The organism is Candidatus Kinetoplastibacterium crithidii (assembly GCA_027557655.1).
In the GTDB taxonomy this organism is placed as follows: domain Bacteria; phylum Pseudomonadota; class Gammaproteobacteria; order Burkholderiales; family Burkholderiaceae_B; genus Kinetoplastidibacterium; species Kinetoplastidibacterium crithidii_C.
This window is the reverse complement of sequence record CP064915.1, coordinates 177,604-198,077: the sequence shown is the minus strand read 5'-3', so window position 1 is coordinate 198,077 and position 20,474 is coordinate 177,604. Positions and strand designations below refer to the sequence as shown.

12 protein-coding genes, 4 tRNA genes, 3 rRNA genes and 1 pseudogene are annotated in these 20,474 nt (G+C 34.6%); 7 read left to right on the top strand and 13 right to left on the bottom strand.

Going from position 1 to position 20,474, the window contains the following annotated elements:
• Positions 1–229: 229 nt before the first annotated feature.
• Both I1N47_00930 and holA read left to right on the top strand, forming a co-directional pair.
• A complete protein-coding gene (locus I1N47_00930; protein ID WBF65709.1) occupies positions 230–2,917 on the top strand; it encodes a leucine--tRNA ligase in 2,688 nt (895 codons plus the stop codon).
• Between the two features lie 64 nt (positions 2,918–2,981).
• The gene (holA, locus tag I1N47_00925; protein ID WBF65708.1) at positions 2,982–4,022 is read left to right on the top strand and encodes a DNA polymerase III subunit delta; all 1,041 of its coding nucleotides are present in this window, start codon (positions 2,982–2,984) and stop codon (positions 4,020–4,022) included.
• Between the two features lie 74 nt (positions 4,023–4,096).
• On the opposite strand, the gene rrf is transcribed toward holA, so the two are convergent.
• The 5 genes from rrf to I1N47_00900 all read right to left on the bottom strand — a co-directional run bounded on the left by rrf (position 4,097) and on the right by I1N47_00900 (position 9,324).
• Positions 4,097–4,210 (bottom strand): 5S ribosomal RNA (gene rrf, locus I1N47_00920).
• A 138-nt stretch (positions 4,211–4,348) separates the two neighbouring features.
• A 23S ribosomal RNA gene (locus I1N47_00915) occupies positions 4,349–7,230 on the bottom strand.
• Between the two features lie 247 nt (positions 7,231–7,477).
• Positions 7,478–7,553 (bottom strand) — tRNA-Ala (locus I1N47_00910).
• 32 nt (positions 7,554–7,585) lie between these two features.
• Positions 7,586–7,662: transfer RNA gene (locus tag I1N47_00905), tRNA-Ile, on the bottom strand.
• 131 nt (positions 7,663–7,793) lie between these two features.
• A 16S ribosomal RNA gene (locus tag I1N47_00900) occupies positions 7,794–9,324 on the bottom strand.
• Together the 16S, 23S and 5S rRNA genes with 2 tRNA genes alongside form the textbook arrangement of a ribosomal RNA operon.
• Before the next feature lie 382 nt (positions 9,325–9,706).
• Between I1N47_00900 and earP the strand changes: the two genes are divergently transcribed.
• The 3 genes from earP to I1N47_00885 all read left to right on the top strand — a co-directional run bounded on the left by earP (position 9,707) and on the right by I1N47_00885 (position 11,997).
• Positions 9,707–10,825 carry an elongation factor P maturation arginine rhamnosyltransferase EarP gene (gene earP, locus I1N47_00895; protein WBF65707.1) on the top strand — a complete coding sequence of 373 codons (1,119 nt, stop codon included), beginning with the start codon at positions 9,707–9,709 and terminating at the stop codon, positions 10,823–10,825.
• A 113-nt stretch (positions 10,826–10,938) separates the two neighbouring features.
• Entirely contained in the window at positions 10,939–11,496 is a 558-nt protein-coding gene (gene efp / locus I1N47_00890; GenBank protein WBF65706.1) for an elongation factor P, read from the top strand.
• Positions 11,497–11,547: 51 nt separating this feature from the next.
• Positions 11,548–11,997: a DUF1178 family protein gene (locus I1N47_00885; protein ID WBF65705.1), complete on the top strand. Its 450-nt coding sequence runs from the start codon at positions 11,548–11,550 to the stop codon at positions 11,995–11,997.
• Between the two features lie 161 nt (positions 11,998–12,158).
• Here the strand turns inward: I1N47_00885 and I1N47_00880 are convergent.
• The 7 genes from I1N47_00880 to I1N47_00850 all read right to left on the bottom strand — a co-directional run bounded on the left by I1N47_00880 (position 12,159) and on the right by I1N47_00850 (position 17,971).
• Positions 12,159–12,236, bottom strand: a tRNA-Arg gene (locus I1N47_00880).
• 147 nt (positions 12,237–12,383) lie between these two features.
• Positions 12,384–12,475 (bottom strand) — tRNA-Ser (locus tag I1N47_00875).
• Between the two features lie 9 nt (positions 12,476–12,484).
• A complete protein-coding gene (locus tag I1N47_00870; protein WBF65704.1) occupies positions 12,485–13,753 on the bottom strand; it encodes an aspartate kinase in 1,269 nt (422 codons plus the stop codon).
• Between the two features lie 99 nt (positions 13,754–13,852).
• Positions 13,853–14,860 (bottom strand): tRNA lysidine(34) synthetase TilS, encoded by a 1,008-nt coding sequence (gene tilS / locus I1N47_00865; GenBank protein WBF65703.1) that lies wholly within the window; start codon positions 14,858–14,860, stop codon positions 13,853–13,855.
• 12 nt (positions 14,861–14,872) lie between these two features.
• Positions 14,873–15,835, bottom strand: coding sequence for an acetyl-CoA carboxylase carboxyltransferase subunit alpha (locus I1N47_00860; protein ID WBF65702.1), 963 nt, complete (start codon positions 15,833–15,835; stop codon positions 14,873–14,875).
• 42 nt (positions 15,836–15,877) lie between these two features.
• Positions 15,878–16,504 (bottom strand): DNA-3-methyladenine glycosylase 2 family protein, encoded by a 627-nt coding sequence (locus tag I1N47_00855; protein WBF65701.1) that lies wholly within the window; start codon positions 16,502–16,504, stop codon positions 15,878–15,880.
• A gap of 24 nt (positions 16,505–16,528) precedes the next feature.
• Positions 16,529–17,971 carry a cysteine--tRNA ligase gene (locus I1N47_00850; protein WBF65700.1) on the bottom strand — a complete coding sequence of 481 codons (1,443 nt, stop codon included), beginning with the start codon at positions 17,969–17,971 and terminating at the stop codon, positions 16,529–16,531.
• Between the two features lie 422 nt (positions 17,972–18,393).
• Between I1N47_00850 and I1N47_00845 the strand changes: the two genes are divergently transcribed.
• The gene (locus I1N47_00845; protein WBF65699.1) at positions 18,394–18,897 is read left to right on the top strand and encodes a peptidyl-prolyl cis-trans isomerase; all 504 of its coding nucleotides are present in this window, start codon (positions 18,394–18,396) and stop codon (positions 18,895–18,897) included.
• Positions 18,890–19,600: pseudogene (locus I1N47_00840) on the top strand (UDP-2,3-diacylglucosamine diphosphatase). Before I1N47_00845 ends, I1N47_00840 begins: the two are co-directional and overlap by 8 nt.
• 49 nt (positions 19,601–19,649) lie before the next feature.
• On the opposite strand, the gene I1N47_00835 reads toward I1N47_00840, so the two are convergent.
• Positions 19,650–20,465 carry an undecaprenyl-diphosphate phosphatase gene (locus tag I1N47_00835; protein WBF65698.1) on the bottom strand — a complete coding sequence of 272 codons (816 nt, stop codon included), beginning with the start codon at positions 20,463–20,465 and terminating at the stop codon, positions 19,650–19,652.
• Positions 20,466–20,474: the final 9 nt, after the last annotated feature.

The window sequence follows — 20,474 nt, the reverse complement described above, 5'->3', positions numbered from 1 at the left end:
ATTAATCAGTATCTTTATTGTATAAGCAGTATATCATTAATATAAAGGGCATGGTATTAATCAAAAAATCATGCCCCTAGAGCTATATAATATATAGCTCAATTTTACTATCTAAATAAACGTCACTTTTTTAAATTTACTACTTGTCTTTTATAAATCAGTTAAAAACTGTGTATTATAAATATAATATTATAAAAGTTTCTATAATTTAAAATAGCGCTATCCTATTATGCAAGAACATTATAATCACAAAACTATAGAATCAGAATCTCAAGAATTTTGGCAATCCAACAAAACCTACTTAGTACATGAAAATACTAAAAATAAAGATGGGTCGTTAAAACCTAAATTCTATGCATGTTCTATGTTGCCTTATCCTAGTGGCAAACTACATATGGGCCATGTTCGCAACTATACTATTAATGATGTTATGGCTCGCCATAAACGCATGAATGGATTTAATGTACTTATGCCAATGGGATGGGATGCTTTTGGCATGCCAGCAGAAAATGCAGCTATAAAATCACAAATACCTCCAGCAAAATGGACATATGATAATATTGATTACATGAAAAATCAAATGAAAAGCATTGGTCTATCTATTGATTGGACAAGAGAAATATGTACTTGCAATCCTTCCTATTATAAATGGACTCAATGGCTATTTTTAAAAATGTTGGAGTATGGTGTAGTTTATCGCAAAACTCAAATAGTAAATTGGGACCCTGTAGATCAGACTGTTTTAGCAAATGAACAAGTTATAAATGGTCATGGATGGCGTTCTGGAGCATTAATCGAAAAACGAGAAATACCTGGTTATTATTTGTCAATAACAAATTATGCTGAAGAGTTACTGAGTGACTTAGAAGATAAACTAAAATTGTGGCCAGAAAAAGTAAAAACAATGCAATCCAATTGGATTGGTAAATCTGAAGGTTTACGTTTTGCATTCAAGCATCAAATAAAAGATATAAATAATAAATTAATCCAAGATGGAAATCTTTATGTCTTTACAACTCGTCCAGAAACTATAATTGGAGCAACATTTTGTGCAATAGCAACAGAACATCCAATATCTATTTATGCTTCTAAAAATAATAGTTCTATAGAAAAGTTTATTAAATCAAATAAATTGGGTACTACTACAGAAGCTGAGATATCAACCAAGGAAAAACAAGGTATTTATTCTGGATTTAATGCTATACATCCAATTACAAATGAAGAAATTCCAATATGGATTTCTAATTATGTTCTTATAAACTATGGTGATGGAGCAATCATGGGAGTGCCAGCTCATGATGAGCGGGATTTTGTTTTTGCTAAGAAATATGAAATAAATATTAAACAAGTAGTATCATCTCCAAAAAATAAAGAGTTTGATTCAAAAATATGGTATGACTGGTATAAGGAAACAAAAGATAGATATATTATTAATTCAGGACCATATAATGGTTTAGACTGCAAATCAGCGGCAAATACTATCAGTAACAGACTCATAAGCGAAAAATTAGGTCAAAGCAAAGTTATGTGGAGACTAAGAGACTGGAGTATATCTAGACAACGCTACTGGGGAACACCTATACCTATTATTCATTGCAATAACTGTGGCTCAGTACCTGTACCTTATGATAATTTACCAGTAGTTTTACCAGAAAATCTTACTCCTGAAGGGAATGGTAATCCTTTAGATAAAAATGAAGATTTCATAAATTGCATATGTCCAAAATGTGGTGCCAGGTCAAAAAGAGAAACTGATACCATGGATACTTTTATAGATTCTTCTTGGTATTTTATGCGCTACACATCTTTTGATAATAACAATCTACCTGTAGATAATAGAAATGACTACTGGATGCCAATGGATCAGTACATTGGTGGTATAGAACATGCTGTTCTACACCTATTATATACAAGATTTTGGTGCAAAGTCATGAGAGATATGCATCTAATCAACTTTGATGAACCTATCACCAAGCTATTATGTCAAGGTATGGTATTGAATCATATTTTTTCTAGAAAGACAAAAAATGGAGGAATAGAATATTTCAAACCAGATGATATTGAAACTATATATAATGAAAATGGTATAGCAACTAATTACCTGCTAAAAAAAGATTCTAGCTCAGTTACCTATAATGGCATTGGTACAATGTCTAAGTCAAAAAATAATGGAGTTGATCCTCAATTAATTATAGAAAAATGGGGTGCAGATACAGCTCGTTTATTTATTATATTTGCGAGCCCACCAGAGCAAACACTAGAATGGTCTGATGCAGGGATAGAAGGTGCTAATCGTTATTTACGTAAACTATGGAGAGTTTGTTACAACAATAAAGATAACATTAGTTATATAAATTCCTGCAAAGAGAAAAATAATATAGATATAAGTAAAAATGAATCTATAAAAGAATTATATTTCAATGTATATTCTCTGTTAAATCAAATTAATCATGATTACGACAGATTGCAATATAATACCGTTGTATCTGCCTCCATGAAAATGTTGAATTCTATCGAGCAATTTTTGCAAGTAAATACAATTATAGATACAACTTATAATATCGCAATATCAGAGTCTTTAGGTGTAATTCTCAGAGTATTATATCCAATAGCTCCTCATATAACATGGAAAATTTGGAATGAACTTGGATATAAAAATATTCATGGCGATTTAATTGATGCACCATGGCCTAAGATACGAAAAGAAGCTCTTGTAACAACTGATGCAAAAATAGTAATACAAATTAATGGCAAACTAAGAGGCTCAGTAAATGTTGCTTATAATCAAGATGAAGAAGAAATCAAAAAAATAGTTTTAGCACAACCCAATATTTTAAAATATATTAATAGTAATGTTATTAAACGTATTGTTGTTGTACCTAATAAACTAATAAATATAGTATTAGAAAATAATTAAAATATTATATAGATAATAATTATTTAATATTTCAATTGTTTTTGAAATATTAAACTTATAAAAAATGCATAAATATATTGAATATAAAGATATAACTAAATTCTTAAAGAAAGAAGAATATTTTTCACCGATTTATATACTATTAGGTAATGAATTACTTTTAGTAAATGAATGCAAATTTAATATTATATCCGAGTTTAAGAAACAAGGATTTATATATTTTTATAATTCATCCATGGATTCACATAGTGATTGGAGTGAATTCATGGAAAACATAAAATCAATATCTTTATTTGAAAAATATAGAATATTTAATATAGATATAACAAATGCATCCCCAGGAAAAATAGGTTCTGAATATATAATCAAAATAGCAAATTTTTTAGCAGAACAAAAAGATACTATCCTGATTATTCAAGTACCCAAAAAAGATATAAATACAAAAAATAGCAGTTGGATGAAATCTCTAACAAAATTAGGAATCACAATTAATATACCCAACATCAAGAGTAATGAATTACCATTTTGGATAAAAGAAAGATTATTATTACAAAAACAGTATATTGATAACAGTTCATTATTTTGGATAGCAAATCAGGTTGATAATAATTTAGTTCTTGCCAACCAAGAAATTACTAAACTAGGTTTAATATTTGGAGAAGGATATATAAATGAAGAGTCTATAAAAAATAGCATTGTATCTAATAATTCAAAATATAATATATATGACTTTAGATTATCTATTTTTCAAAAAAAAATACCTAAAATATTAGAAATAATATTATATTTACAAGAAGAAAATATACATCCTGCTTTAATTTTATGGGCAATTTATGAAGACATCAGAATTATAGGTCTTTTAATAGAAGCACCTAAAGAACAAATCCACAATATTTTTAATAATAATAAAATTTTCGGAAATCATAGGAATTTAATCGAAAATTATAGTCTACATATCAACAAGAATTTCTTATATACAATAATAAATAAACTACATAATATTGATTTAAGGATTAAAGGCATAGATGAAGCAGGAAATTCAAAAAATTTATGGGCAGAACTCATAAATATAGCCATAAATATAGCCACATATAAAATATCATAGAGATTAATTATTAAGAATTAATTTTAGATACAAAAATACCCTACAGACTTTTATCTGTAGGGTTTTAAATAATAGCCTGACGATAACCTACTTTCACAGACTAAAAGTCTACTATCATCGGCGCAAAGGCGTTTAACTGTCCTGTTCGAGATGGGAAGGAGTGGAACAACCTTGCTATAGTCATCAGGCATAACCTGTACACTGTTTGTCTAAAAAAATAACAAACATAAAAACAATCTAGAAGAAGCAACAAAAATATAAATTAGGATGTAAGAACCTTAATTAATAACATAACATATAATTATCTTAATAACCTGTAGAGTTATAGGATCAAGCCTCACGGGCAATTAGTATCGGTTAGCTTAATACATTACTGTACTTACACACCCGACCTATCAACGTCCTAGTCTTGAACGACCCTTTAGGGGGATCTAGTCCCCGGGATACCTTATCTTCAGACGAGTTTCCCGCTTAGATGCCTTCAGCGGTTATCTCTTCCGTACTTAGCTACCCGGCTATGCCATTGGCATGACAACCGGTACACCAGAGGTACGTCCACTCCGGTCCTCTCGTACTAGGAGCAGGCTCTGTCAAGTATCCAACGCCCACGGCAGATAGGGACCAAACTGTCTCACGACGTTTTAAACCCAGCTCACGTACCTCTTTAAATGGCGAACAGCCATACCCTTGGGACCGACTACAGCCCCAGGATGAGATGAGCCGACATCGAGGTGCCAAACACCGCCGTCGATATGAACTCTTGGGCGGTATCAGCCTGTTATCCCCAGAGTACCTTTTATCCGTTGAGCGATGGCCCTTCCATTCAGAACCACCGGATCACTATGTCCTGCTTTCGCATCTGTTCGACGTGTCAGTCTCACAGTTAAGCACGCTTATGCCATTGCACTAACAGCACGATTTCCGACCGTACCTAGCGTACCTTAGAACTCCTCCGTTACTCTTTAGGAGGAGACCGCCCCAGTCAAACTGCCCACCATGCACTGTCCCAAATCCGGATAACGGATCAAGGTTAGAATCGCAAACAATCCAGGGTGGTATTTCAAGGTTGGCTCCACATAACCTAGCAGTCATGCTTCAAAGCCTCCCACCTATCCTACACAAGATTATTCACAACCCAATGCAAAGCTACAGTAAAGGTTCATGGGGTCTTTCCGTCTAGCCGCGGGTAGATTGCATCATCACAAACACTTCAACTTCGCTGAGTCTCAGGAGGAGACAGTGTGGCCATCGTTACGCCATTCGTGCAGGTCGGAACTTACCCGACAAGGAATTTCGCTACCTTAGGACCGTTATAGTTACGGCCGCCGTTTACCGGGGCTTCGATCAAGAGCTTGCACCCCATCACTTAACCTTCCGGCACCGGGCAGGCGTCACACCCTATACGTCGACTTTCGTCTTTGCAGAGTGCTATGTTTTTAATAAACAGTCGCAGCCACCGATTATCTGCGGCCTCTTCATGCTTTGAGCGCAAGCTCATCACAATAATGAGGCATACCTTCTCCCGAAGTTACGGTATCAATTTGCCGAGTTCCTTCTCCTGAGTTCTCTCAAGCGCCTTAGAATATTCATCCCGTCCACCTGTGTCGGTTTGCGGTACGGTCTTGTACAGCTGAAGCTTAGAGGCTTTTCTTGGAACCACTTCCAATCACTTCGCGAAATTTATCCGCTCGTGCCACACCCTTGAATTACGTGACCGGATTTGCCTAATCACCATCTATAATGCAGCAACAGGGATATCCAACACCCTGATGATTTTCCACGATCCGTCCCCCCATCGCACTGTACAATGGTACTGGAATATTAACCAGTTTCCCATCAGCTACGCATCTCTGCCTCGCCTTAGGGGCCGACTCACCCTGCGCCGATGAACGTTGCGCAGGAAACCTTGGACTTACGGCGAGGAGGCTTTTCACCTCCTTTATCGCTACTCATGTCAGCATTCGCACTTCTGATACCTCCAGCAGCCTTTACAAGCTACCTTCACAGGCTTACAGAACGCTCTCCTACCGCGTGTAATAAAACACGCCCGCAGCTTCGGTTTATTGCTTAGCCCCGTTACATCTTCCGCGCAGGACGACTCGATCAGTGAGCTATTACGCTTTCTTTAAAGGGTGGCTGCTTCTAAGCCAACCTCCTGACTGTCTATGCCTTCCCACTTCGTTTCCCACTTAGCAATAATTTGGGACCTTAGCTGGCGGTCTGGGTTGTTTCCCTTTTGAGTCCGGACGTTAGCACCCGGTGCTCTGTCTCCCACGCTGTACTTGTACGTATTCGGAGTTTGCCATAGTTTGGTAAGTCGCCATGACCCCCTAGCTATAACAGTGCTCTACCCCATACAGTAATACGTGAGGCACTACCTAAATAGTTTTCGGAGAGAACCAGCTATTTCCAGATTTGTTTAGCCTTTCACCCCTATCCACAGCTCATCCCCTAATTTTTCAACATTAGTGGGTTCGGTCCTTCAGCACGTGTTACCGTGCCTTCAACCTGGCCATGGATAGATCATCTGGTTTCGGGTCTACACCCAGCGACTAAATCGCCCTATTCGGACTCGCTTTCGCTACGCCTCCCCTATTTGGTTAAGCTTGCCACTGAATGTAAGTCGCTGACCCATTATACAAAAGGTACGCAGTCACGGAATAAATCCGCTCCTACTGTTTGTATGCATACGGTTTCAGGATCTATTTCACTCCCCTCCCGGGGTTCTTTTCGCCTTTCCCTCACGGTACTGGTTCACTATCGGTCGATCACGAGTATTTAGCCTTGGAGGATGGTCCCCCCATATTCAAACAGGATTTCGCGTGTCCCGCCCTACTTTTCTTACGCTTAGTTCCACATCAAAGATTTCGTCTACAGGGCTATCACCTACTATGGCAAAGATTTCCATCTTTTTCGACTATCAATAACGCTATAACGTAAAGGCTGATCCGATTTCGCTCGCCACTACTTTCGGAATCTCGGTTGATTTCTTTTCCTCGAGTTACTTAGATGTTTCAGTTCACCCGGTTCGCTTCTACTGACCTATATATTCAGTCAGTGATACCCTCTTAAGAGGGTGGGTTTCCCCATTCGGAGATCTGCGGATCAAAGTTTGTTTTCTAACTCCCCGCAGCTTTTCGCAAGATACTACGTCCTTCATCGCCTGTGATCGCCAAGGCATCCACCATATGCACTTATTCACTTGATCCTATAACACTAAAGGCTATATGAATTAAAGTTAACTACATGTTTGTGCTGTTCATAAATATTCTAAAGATTTTACTCTCAAAGAACATAATTATAATTAATGCAATCACAACCCTAATTATATATATTATACAAAATATATAATATATACATATTTATGTTGCGTCTCTTCTAGATTTTTAAAGAACAATCAGCTAATAAAACTTAATTTTTAAACTTGAAACAAGCCTAAAGATTAAATTCTAACTTGGTGGAGGTGAACGGGATCGAACCGATGACCTCCTGCTTGCAAAGCAGGCGCTCTCCCAATTGAGCTACACCCCCATAGTACTACAGAAAGGTATCGCTCAAACAGATGGTGGGTCTGGTTGGACTTGAACCAACGACCCCCGCCTTATCAAGACGGTGCTCTAACCAGCTGAGCTACAGACCCATGCATTTATAGGGTTAGCATAACTTTGGGCAAACCCCAATGAAGAATCTGTCACAACCCTGCTTACTACCAATCTCAGCTAAATAACAATCGATAATTGTGGGAACTTAATATGTAGTTTATATGCTCTTAAAGGAGGTGATCCAGCCGCACCTTCCGATACGGCTACCTTGTTACGACTTCACCCCAGTCATGAATCCTACCGTGGTAATCGCCCTCCTTGCGGTTAGGCTAACTACTTCTGGTAAAACCCACTCCCATGGTGTGACGGGCGGTGTGTACAAGACCCGAGAACGTATTCACCGCGACATGCTGATCCGCGATTACTAGCGATTCCGACTTCACGTAGTCGAGTTGCAGACTACGATCCGGACTACGATCGGGTTTGTGGGATTAGCTCCCCCTCGCGGGTTGGCAGCCCTCTGTCCCGACCATTGTATGACGTGTGAAGCCCTACCCATAAGGGCCATGAGGACTTGACGTCATCCCCACCTTCCTCCGGTTTGTCACCGGCAGTCTCATTAGAGTGCCCTTTCGTAGCAACTAATGACAAGGGTTGCGCTCGTTGCGGGACTTAACCCAACATCTCACGACACGAGCTGACGACAGCCATGCAGCACCTGTGTTCTAGTTCTTTTGCAAGCACTCCCAAATCTCTTCGGGATTCTAGACATGTCAAGGGTAGGTAAGGTTTTTCGCGTTGCATCGAATTAATCCACATCATCCACCGCTTGTGCGGGTCCCCGTCAATTCCTTTGAGTTTTAATCTTGCGACCGTACTCCCCAGGCGGTCAACTTCACGCGTTAGCTGCGCTACTAAGATCCGAAGATCCCAACAGCTAGTTGACATCGTTTAGGGCGTGGACTACCAGGGTATCTAATCCTGTTTGCTCCCCACGCTTTCGTGCCTGAGCGTCAGTGTTACCCCAGGAGGCTGCCTTCGCCATAGGTGTTCCTCCGCATATCTACGCATTTCACTGCTACATGCGGAATTCTACCTCCCTCTGGTACACTCTAGTTCGGTAGTCAAAAATGCAGTTCCAAGGTTAAGCCCTGGGATTTCACATCTTTCTTTCCGAACCGCCTGCGCACTCTTTACGCCCAGTAATTCCGATTAACGCTCGCACCCTACGTATTACCGCGGCTGCTGGCACGTAGTTAGCCGGTGCTTATTCTGCAGGTACCGTCATTCACATCAGATATTAGCCGATGCTATTTCTTCCCTGCCAAAAGTGCTTTACAACCCTAAGGCCTTCATCGCACACGCGGAATGGCTGGATCAGGGTTTCCCCCATTGTCCAAAATTCCCCACTGCTGCCTCCCGTAGGAGTCTGGGCCGTGTCTCAGTCCCAGTGTGGCTGGTCGTCCTCTCAGACCAGCTACGGATCGTTGCCTTGGTGAGCCATTACCTCACCAACTAGCTAATCCGATATCGGCCGATCCAGTAGCGCGAGGTCCGAAGATCCCCCGCTTTCCCCCTGAGGGAATATGCGGTATTAGCCACGCTTTCGCGTAGTTATCCCCCTCTACTGGGCACGTTCCGATATATTACTCACCCGTCCGCCACTCGCCACCAAACCGAAGTTCGTGCTGCCGTTCGACTTGCATGTGTAAAGCATTCCGCTAGCGTTCAATCTGAGCCAGGATCAAACTCTTCAGTTTAATCTCTGTATTGCGCAAATTCAAAATAATTTGAAATTACGATTCACTCAAAAAAATAAACAGGTCTCTCAGATCTCTCTGAGAAAAAAGTTATAATTTAATGAGTACTTACTTGTTTGTTTTTAGCACGACATATATTATATGTCTAAAAACTACTATCAAGTACCCACAATTATCGATTGTTCAATTGTTAAAGATCACTTAAATTCACAAACTCAATTATTTGCGAAACAGATGACTATTGTCTAATATAAAGAAGACAATGTCAACATTTTTATCAAAAAATAAAATATCTCAATAGCAACATTAAGACTAATTTATATTCTTAAAGTATGCTAACTATCCTTGATATTATAATAACATTAATTATAGATATGCAATAATGAAAATAGATATTTTTTGTAAAGTTATAGATAACTATGGAGATATAGGATTTTCTTGGAGATTAGCTAATGATTTAGCTAATAACTATAACTGCGTCGTAAGATTAATTGTAGATAATTTAACAACATTTTCATCAATAAGATCCGAAATAAACCCGAGTTCCAAATATCAGGTAATCGATAACATAACAATATTAGATTGGAATAGTGATCATGTATTAAAAATTAAACCAGCAGAATTAATTATAGAAACATTTAGTTGTAATATTCCAGATGCATATATGCAAAAAATTATAAAGAACAAATCTTGTTGGCTAACTATAGAATATCTAACAGCTGAATCTTGGATAGAGGATTATCATTTGCTTCCCTCTAAAACATCAAACAACAGTGATAAATTTTTCTTCTTCCCTGGCTTTAATAATAAAACTGGAGGACTAATTTTAGAACCTAATCTAATAAAAACAAGAAACGTTTTTCAACAATCTTTATCATCTCAAATATCTTTTTTAAAAACATTGGGGCTAGATAATAGCTTATTAGAAGAAAGATCTAACAAAATTTTTTGCTATCTATTCTGCTATAATACAACACCAATTACAGATATAATAAAAGGATTCAAAAAACTATATAAAGAAATAGTTATTCTTGCAAATCTAGGAAATCCTATACTTGAATTTGCAAAATACTATAATAATGAAATGATAAAGATTATTAAAATACCTTTTGTTAACCAAAATGATTTTGATAAACTACTTTGGAGTATGGATATAAATTTTGTTAGAGGAGAAGATTCTTTCATAAGAGCTATATGGTCTGGTCGCCCTTTGGTTTGGAATATATATAAACAAAAAGATAATATTCATATTAACAAATTAGATTGCTGGATAGATATTTATAATCCACCATCTTCTGTTAAACAATTAATATACTCTTGGAATCAAAATAATTCAAATCCTCTAATTAAAAGCGTCCAAGAATCGTTTTCAGACCAAAACTGGATAAAATGGCAAGAACATGCTAAAAATTGGTCAGATAATCAAAGTCAACAAAGCTCATTATCCTATAGACTATTAAAATTCTGCACAAAACATTTTAAAAAAGTTAAAATCTTATAACCTTTTTAAGAAGATTTAATCTTTTCAAGATTAGTCAAACAAAATATAGAATGTTATATTTTTCAAACAAGGAAAATATTTAATTAATAAATTTATAATATCGGAGTTTTTTAATGAAGACTGCCCAGGAACTAAGAACTGGAAATGTTGTAATGATCGGAGGAGAGCCTCTTGTAGTACAACGTACTGAATATAACAAATCAGGCAGAAATTCTGCTGTTGTTAAAATGAAATTCAAAAATTTACTTGTTGGATCCATTAGTGAATCAGTATATAAAGCCGATGAAAAATTCGAAATAGTACAACTTGAAAAAAAAGAATGTGTATATTCGTACTATAGTGACCCTATGTATGTATTTATGGATAATGAATTTAACCAATATGAAATAGAAAAAGAGTGTATGGAAAATGTACTTAAATACATTCAAGATGATTTGCAGGTAGAGGTAGTTTTTTACAATAATAAAGCAATATCAGTCGATTTACCTACAATAGTAGTAAGAGAAATAGTCTATACAGAACCTGCAGTTAGAGGAGATACTTCTGGAAAAGTTATGAAACCAGCAAAACTTAATACCGGATTTGAAATAAGCGTTCCTTTATTCTGTAAAATAGGTGATAAAATAGAAATTGACACTAGAACAGATGAATATAGAAAAATAGTAAATTAACTTTATAGACATAAATTCATTTATGTCTATACTAATTAACAGTATCATATAATGACTATAAAAGTTTTTAATTTGCATTGCAATAATGACCATATGTTTGAAGGGTGGTTTCGTTCTCATAATGAATACGAAGAACAAATATCCAAAAATCTTATAACATGTCCTATTTGTTCTTCATCGACAATATCAAAACTACTATCAACACCATATATAGGAAAAAAAGGATCAATTGCTTTAGAAAAAACACAATCCAATAATGATATCCGTGATAAATCATTAGAACAGCAAGCTAAAACTATAGAAAATCTACGTCAAATTATAAATAAAGCAGAAAATGTTGGAAACAACTTTGCAGAAGAAGCTCGAATGATACATTCTGGAGAATCTCAAAAAACTTCAATAAAAGGTAACATATCACTTGAGGAAAAAAAAGAGCTAGAAGAAGAAGGAATCAACATTATTCCAATACCTAGTTTTCTTGACGATGATCTACTACAATAAACTTATTAACATAAATTGTGGACAAGTTTATTAATAATTCAATGAACATCATGGAAAAGTTTAATAATAACAAGTTCTTATATAAACTGTTTAATTTTTAAACCAAATAATATAAAAAAGTCTAGGATGGCAAAGACACATTCCTAGACTTTAAAAAATACTGGTGCGCCCGGCAGGATTTGAACCCACGACCCCTTGGTTCGTAGCCAAGTACTCTAATCCAACTGAGCTACGGGCGCATTTAATAAAAAATATCTGCAAAACAAATATAATACAGCTAGCTTTTGACTAGCTGTATTATACCAACAGTATAATAACTATCGGATGATATATTATAAATAATAACTAAATAAATTACAATAAAAAAAACAGCATCAAAAAAAACCTGGCGGAGGCGGTGAGATTCGAACTCACGGTGCAGTTTTTGCCACACACTCCCTTAGCAGGGGAGCCCCTTCAGCCACTCGGGCACGCCTCCAAAATAACTCTATGCTACACTACTATCGGAACCATGTTCTAGACCGAATGCTTTATGCAAAGAACGTACGGCTAATTCCATATATTTATCATCTATTATAACAGAAGTTTTGATTTCACTGGTACTTATCATTTTAATGTTTATGCCTTCTTGAGACAATGTTTTAAACATCAAGCTAGCAACACCTACATGAGAACGCATTCCAACACCAACTATAGATACTTTAGCTACCTTATCATCTGTGCTTATCTCTCTTGCTTGCACAGCAGGAACAACATCATTTTCCAAAAGATCTAATGTGCGTTTAAAATCAGAACGGTTCACAGTAAAAGAAAAATCAGTACATCCTGCAACAGATTGATTTTGCAAAATCATATCAACTTCTATATTAGCCGCAGCAACAGGGCCAAGTATAGAATGAGCAATACCTGGAGTATCAGGTACTGCTATTAATGTAATCTTAGCCTCATCTCTACTAAACGCTATACCAGACACTACAGCAGCTTCCATATTATTATTTTCCTCAAAATTTATTAGTGTTCCAGAATACATTTCTTCATCTAAAGAAATATTAGCATCAGTTAATGATGATAAGACTCTTATTGGAACACTATATTTGCCAGCAAACTCAACAGAACGTATTTGTAAAACTTTAGATCCAAGAGACGCCATTTCCAACATTTCTTCGAATGATACCCTAGGCATACATCTTGCTTCTGGAACAACCCTGGGATCGGTTGTATAAACACCATTTACATCAGTATAGATTAAACACTCATCAGCTTTTAAAGCTGCAGCAATAGCAACTGCTGATGTATCAGACCCTCCACGACCTAAAGTTGTAATATTATTTTCCTGATCAACACCTTGGAAACCTGTTATTACTACAACACGACCTTGCTTTAAATCAGAAAGAATATGGTCTCCATCTATCGACATAATCCTTGCCTTACCATAAGAAGAATCTGTCTTGACAGGCACTTGCCATCCAGCGTAACTTCTAGCAGATATACCTACAGATTGCAATGCAATTGCTAGCAAGGCACTACTAACTTGCTCGCCAGTAGCTGCTATCATGTCTAATTCTCTAGTATCAGGAAAAGGAGTTAATTCTTTCGCAAGACCTAACAAACGATTAGTTTCACCAGACATCGCAGAAGGAACTACTACAACCTGATGACCAGCCCTATGCCACTTTGCAACTCGACAAGCTACATTTCTGATGCGCTCAATAGAGCCCATCGATGTCCCACCATATTTATGAACGAATAACGACATTTCTTACTCTAATAAAATATCAAAAAAAAAATACTAACCATATTGCATAATAATCACCAAGTCTTATTTTATACTAAACAATATTACATTAGTAATTATTTATCTATGTTCTATGTATACTCTGCCTCTTCTACATAATATCAAATGATTATCATGATGAATAGTCATACAACGATCATAACCTAACGCATGCAATTGAGAAAGTTGTTTATAAATCTCATTTAATACTGCATGACTAGGTAAGTTGATATTATGCAACATAATCCAATGTCTCAGAATTTGCATTTGTATTGGTTTAGATGTAATCAATCTCCATTTTGACAATGAAAAACTGAAACTATCATTATCAAAATCTAGCATTTTCAAATGGTTGCTAGCAAAAACCTCAATAATATCATCAGCATCTCTCATATTAAGAGCATGTCTACTTAATGTTTTCTTCCATTGAGGCCAATATTTATTAAGAACAGGTTCTAAAAAAAATCTTATTACCCCTCTAGAATAAGCTGGATCTTTATTAGTAGGATCATTAATAGGTGACCAGGCATTCTCTAGTGAAAATTTCTTACTTTCAATATCAATATAACTTTTATCTATATCCAACCAAGGTCTAATATAAAAAATATGATTAACTTTCGATACTTTTTTCATGCCAGCCATACCCTTCACACCAGAACCGCGAAACAAACGTAATAATAAAGTTTCTGCTTGATCTTTTTGATGATGAGCTAAGAAAATATGATGCACTCCATGTTCCTTTGATAAATCATAAAAAGCTCTATATCTTGCATCTCTAGCAGCTCCTTCAGTCCCTTTCTTTTTTATAGAATCCACTAATATTTTCTTTTCATATATTTCCACATCTAACAACTCAGCTAAAAAATGAACTTGTCGAGACCAACTATCAGCAGTTTCCTGCAGCCCATGATTAACATGAAACAGTATTATAGAAATATTAAATTTTTCTGTTGCTTTTTTAGCTATATAAGACATAGTTGAAGAGTCAACTCCACCACTAACAGCTATAGCAATAGTCTTTGGCATTTCCACCAACTCAAGCAATGATTTGACAAAACTATTATACAAAATAACAAAAGAATCATTCATAAAACTTAATCCCTAAGACTCCTCTTTAAAAGAACCAAACGATAATATATTAGATACCCTTTGTTCTATTAATTGCTCAGTATTTAATTTATTGATTTCATTAAAGGATTCTAGTAGTGATTTTCTTAAAGTTTGAGCCATAACATGAGGTTCTCTATGAGCTCCACCTAATGGCTCACTAACTATTTTATTTATTAAACCTAATTCTTTTAAACGACTAGCAACTATGGCCAGTGCTTCTGCTGCCTCTTGAGTTTTACCAGAACTGCGCCATAATATAGAAGCACATCCTTCAGGCGAGATCACAGAATATGTAGAATATTGCAACATCAAAACATCGTTTCCAACTGCAATAGCAAGAGCTCCTCCAGATCCACCTTCTCCAATAATTGTACAGATAATAGGAACCCTTAACTCAGCCATCGCATATAAATTACGACCTATTGCCTCAGATTGGCCTCTTTCTTCTGCTCCTACTCCAGGATAGGCACCAGGAGTATCTACAAAAGTAAAAATAGGCATGTTAAATTTTTCAGCTAAACGCATTAATCGCAAAGCTTTTCTATATCCTTCTGGTTTTGACATGCCAAAATTACGCCTAGCTCTTTCTTTCGTATCCCTTCCTTTTTGATGACCTATAATCATACAAGACACACCATTAAACCTAGCTAACCCTCCAACAATCGATTGGTCATCAGCATACATTCTATCCCCATGTAATTCATGGAAGTCAGTAAAAATCTCATTAACATAATCCAATGTATAAGGTCTCTGAGGATGTCTTGCTACTAAAGCCACTTGCCAAGGTGTTAATTTAGAATAAATTTTTTTAGTTAACTGTTCACTTTTCTTTTGCAACCTATCTATCTCATCAGAAATATCTAAAGCAGAATCAGACTGGACATACCTAAGCTGTTCTATTTTTTCTTCAAGCTCAGCAATTGGCTGCTCAAATTCTAAAAAAATATTTCTCATGTTTATAATTTTTATACCAGTTTTCTAATAAGAGTAATCAGTCTATTCTATACTTCGCCATAAATACCAAGTAGCTACAGTACGCCAGGGACGCCATGCTACAGATACCTCTCTAGCTTCAAAACGGGAGACAGGCTCTCCACTAAAATAATGAGTAGATATTGCTTTTAATAAGCCGAAATCATCTAGCGGCATTATGTCAGGTCTTTGCAAATTCAATATCAAAAACATTTCTGCTGTCCATCGACCAATCCCTCTAATTTTAGATAATTCAGCAATTATAGACTCATCATCCATTTTAAGCCATTTCTCAGGGCAAACACTACTGTTAGTAATAAAATAATTAGCTAAATCTTTTAAATAGTCAATTTTTCTTTTTGAAATACCTATATTTCTTAACAAATCATCAGACATACTAGAAATTAGTTTGGGAGTAGGAGACTCTCCTACTAGATTAATAAATCTATTCCATATAGTAGCAGCTGCTTTGACAGAAATTTGCTGAGCTAAAATTAGGCGAATAAGCGTTAAAAATGGAGGACCCGGAGATAATAAAACTTTATCTTCACAAAGTGGTATTACTTTTCTTAGAATTCTATCCTTCTTTTTCAATTGAGAAACCGCTTCTTCCCAATAATCAGGCTGAACTATGTTTTTATTATTAGGCATCAAAAACCTTTTCCCTTTAAATAATTAGAAACGACGCCAACGTGTTGAATAATTTGGCAAATCCTCCAAATCTATACCGGATTCTTTTAACAAACTTCTAATATAGTCAGATTCTTTATAATCACGATTTTTTTTAGCTTGTAATCTTCTAGAAATTAGTAACTCGACTTCCTCGTCAGACAAATATGATGATTTAGCACTAGTATTTCCATATCTAGTATTCGATTTAAAATAATCCTCAGGATTTTGATTTAACAACCCTAAAATACTAGACAAACTCTTAAGTTGTCTAGCACTATGAATACAGTTATCTCTATTGGTCTTAGATGCCAGGTCAAATAAAATAGCAATTGCTTTTGGCGTATTAAAATCATCATTCATAGCTGCAGCAAACTCTATAGCACTTGGATCTGACCAATCTACACAACAATTACTATCAAAATCATAGTTAATGATAGCAGAATATAACTTATCCAAAGAACTTTGAGCATCTATTAAATTAGATATCACATAATTTTGTTTACTTCGATAATGATTTCTAATAATAAAAAATCTAAGCATTTCAGCTTCTCTTTTATTCACACAATATTCATCATTTGATAAATTACCATAACCAATTGCCTCTCTTATTGTGCAATAGTTATTAAGTGACTTAGACATCTTATTATCATTAACCATAAGGGGACCACAATGCATCCAATTATTAGAGAAAACTCCACCATACGCCCCTTCAGTTTGTGCTATCTCATTCTCATGATGAGGAAAAATAAGATCTGGCCCCCCACCATGAATATCAATCGGTAATCCCAATATAGAATGACTCATTGCAGAACATTCTATATGCCATCCAGGACGACCAATTCCATAACAAGAATTCCATTTGCTATCATCTGGATCATTATCGTTTGAATGTTTCCATAAGACAAAATCTAGTGGATCATGTTTATCCAATAAAATAGGAACTCTTTCTCCAGAACGCAAGAAATCCAAATTTTTTCTAGAAAGCTTTCCATAAGATGAAAAAGATCTGACTTTAAAATTCACATCACCATTATCAGCCTGATAAGCAAGACCTTTTTTCTCTAACTGCTGTATCATCTCAATCATATGATCTACGTAATGGGTAGCTCTGGGTTCTTTATTTGGACTATTTACCCACAACGCCCTCTCATCAGCGTGCATAGCTGATATATAAAAATTAGTAATTTCACTAATTTCTTTCTTCAGATCTAAAGAACGCTTTATTATTTTATCATCTATATCAGTTATATTCCTAACATACTCTACTTGGAAACCAATATTGCGTAGCCAGCGCTGAACAATATCAAATACAATCATCACACGAGCATGACCAAGATGGCAAAAATCATATACGGTCATACCGCAAACATACATTTTAACAAAACCTTTATTATATGGTCGAAATTTTTCTTTAGTACGGGTCAAAGTATTATATATGTGCAACATATAGAATTTATATCAAAAAATCAAAAGTTTAAGGTATTAAAAATTACCAACAAATACTAGCATCTTAAAGAGTAGGTAATAGATAAATCTACGAGTCAATTTAGTTCTTATTAAATAAATCACTAAAATATAGTTATGTTATATAAAAATATTTACAAAATTTAGCATCAACTAATAATGCTGTGGGAATAAAACTAGTTTATGAGATTAATAATATTAATTATATAGATTTTAACCTTCAGGTCAAAACAAATAAATAGATCAGTAGATCAGCAGAACTAACAACTGTAGTTATTAGTTCTATTAAAAATAAGAGTTATGATTAACAATTAACAAAAAATGAATTTAATGGCATTATAGTTATATATTTTTAATAAAAGTTATATAACTATAATTTATCAAATGGAGTTAAACAAAGCATCATGATCAAAGCAAAAATACAAACCAATATCGGAGATATTATTATTGCCTTAGATAAAAATAAAGCACCAATAACAGTAGATAACTTTCTACACTATGTCAATACAGGATTTTATGATAATACATTGTTTCATAGAGTAATTGATGGATTCATGATACAAGGTGGAGGCTTAACAAAAAATCTGGAAAATAAAACCTCTGAAAAAAAACCTATTGAAAATGAAGCAAATAATGGCTTAAAAAACGATAAATATACAATTGCAATGGCAAGAACTAATGACCCTCATTCTGCAACTAGTCAATTTTTTATAAATGTAGCAGATAATGATTTTTTAAATTACTCATCTCCTACACAAAATGGATGGGGATATGCAGTATTTGGGAAAGTAGTTGAAGGAGAAGAAACAATCAATAAAATAAAAAATAGCAAGACTGGTAACAAAGGATTTCATCAGAATGTTCCCATAGAAGATATAATAATAAAAAAAGTAGAAATAGTTGAGTAATCTAATGTTAAAAGGCAGATTATGGTTTGCTTCTGATTTTCATCTTTCTGAAATCATTATGCAACATTAGAAGCCTTCAAAAGACTAATATATGAAGCATCTTCTTTTTCAGATGCTTCATATATTAGGAGATATTTTTGATATATGGATTGGCGATAATATAATAAATATCGCTCAAGAATTGTTAAAAGATATTTTACTTACTACGAAGCAAGCAACTAGAAAAATTCCTATTTTTCTAGTTAGGGGCAATAGAGATTTCCTATTAGGAGAAGAGTTTTCACGCTTTACAGTAATACAATTAATAGAATCTCAAACAGTTATAAATACAGATTTTAAAACAATTATTATTACTCATGGAGATGAATTATGTACAGATGATCTAGAATATCAAAAATTCAAAATGATAACTAATAATGAAAATTAAAAAAAACAATTCCTTTGCAAGCCAATCGCAGAACGTCTAGTATTAGCTTCCAATATAAGAAAATATGTATGAATAACAAGTTGAAAAAAAATAGTATAATGGATGTAAATAAATCTGAATTATTGAAAATTTTTGATAGTCATAAAGCAAACATAATGATTCATAGACATATTCATAAAAAAGCAAAAATAACTTACGATTTAAAAAAATCTTTGTGAAAGATGGGTTTTGCCAGAATGGAACTTAGATGATAAAGTAACTAAGCAAGGAAAATAAATACTAGACTCTAGTGGAATAAGGTTTTCTTAATATAATGCACATACACTTATTGCATAATCATCAATAACATTAATAATCCAATAATTATTCTGTACCATCCAAATATTTTGTATGAATGATTTGCAACAAATTCAACAACAAAATGCACTATAAACATAGCACTAATATATGAAGCTATAAAACCTATTGACATTCCTATACAAATTTTAGACGATAATAAACCTATATTACTATATACATCGTACACAGCTGCACCAATAATCGTAGGTATAGCCATCATGAACGAAAACTCAGTAGCATTTCTACGATCTAACCCAACTACAATACCAGCTACTATTGTTGCACCTGAACGAGAAACCCCTGGAATCATAGCCAAACACTGTAATAAACCTATAAACAAAGCTTGTTTTAACGATATTTTATATATTGAACTTTCTCTATGATTATTAGAATAATAATTGTTTTCTACAATTATTATAATAAACCCACCTAATATTAAAGATATAGAAATAACAATTTCATAATTAAAAATATCTTTTATCGTTCTAATAAAACAAAAACCTATCAACACAGATGGCGTAATAGACACCAACAAATTACGTAAAAACAATATCTGTTTAGAATCCAAATATATTATACCCAAAACTAAATCTTTTATTTTTTCTCTAAAAAACACTAAAAGAGCAAACATAGCACCAGCCTGAATAAAAACTTCGAATACTCTACTTTCTTCAGAATGAAATCCTATGATTTTACCTAGGAATATTAAATGAGCAGTACTTGATACTGGAATAAATTCGGTGATTCCTTCTACTATGCCTAGAAAGCAAGTTTGAACAAAATAATCAAAATTACTAAACACTATATTATC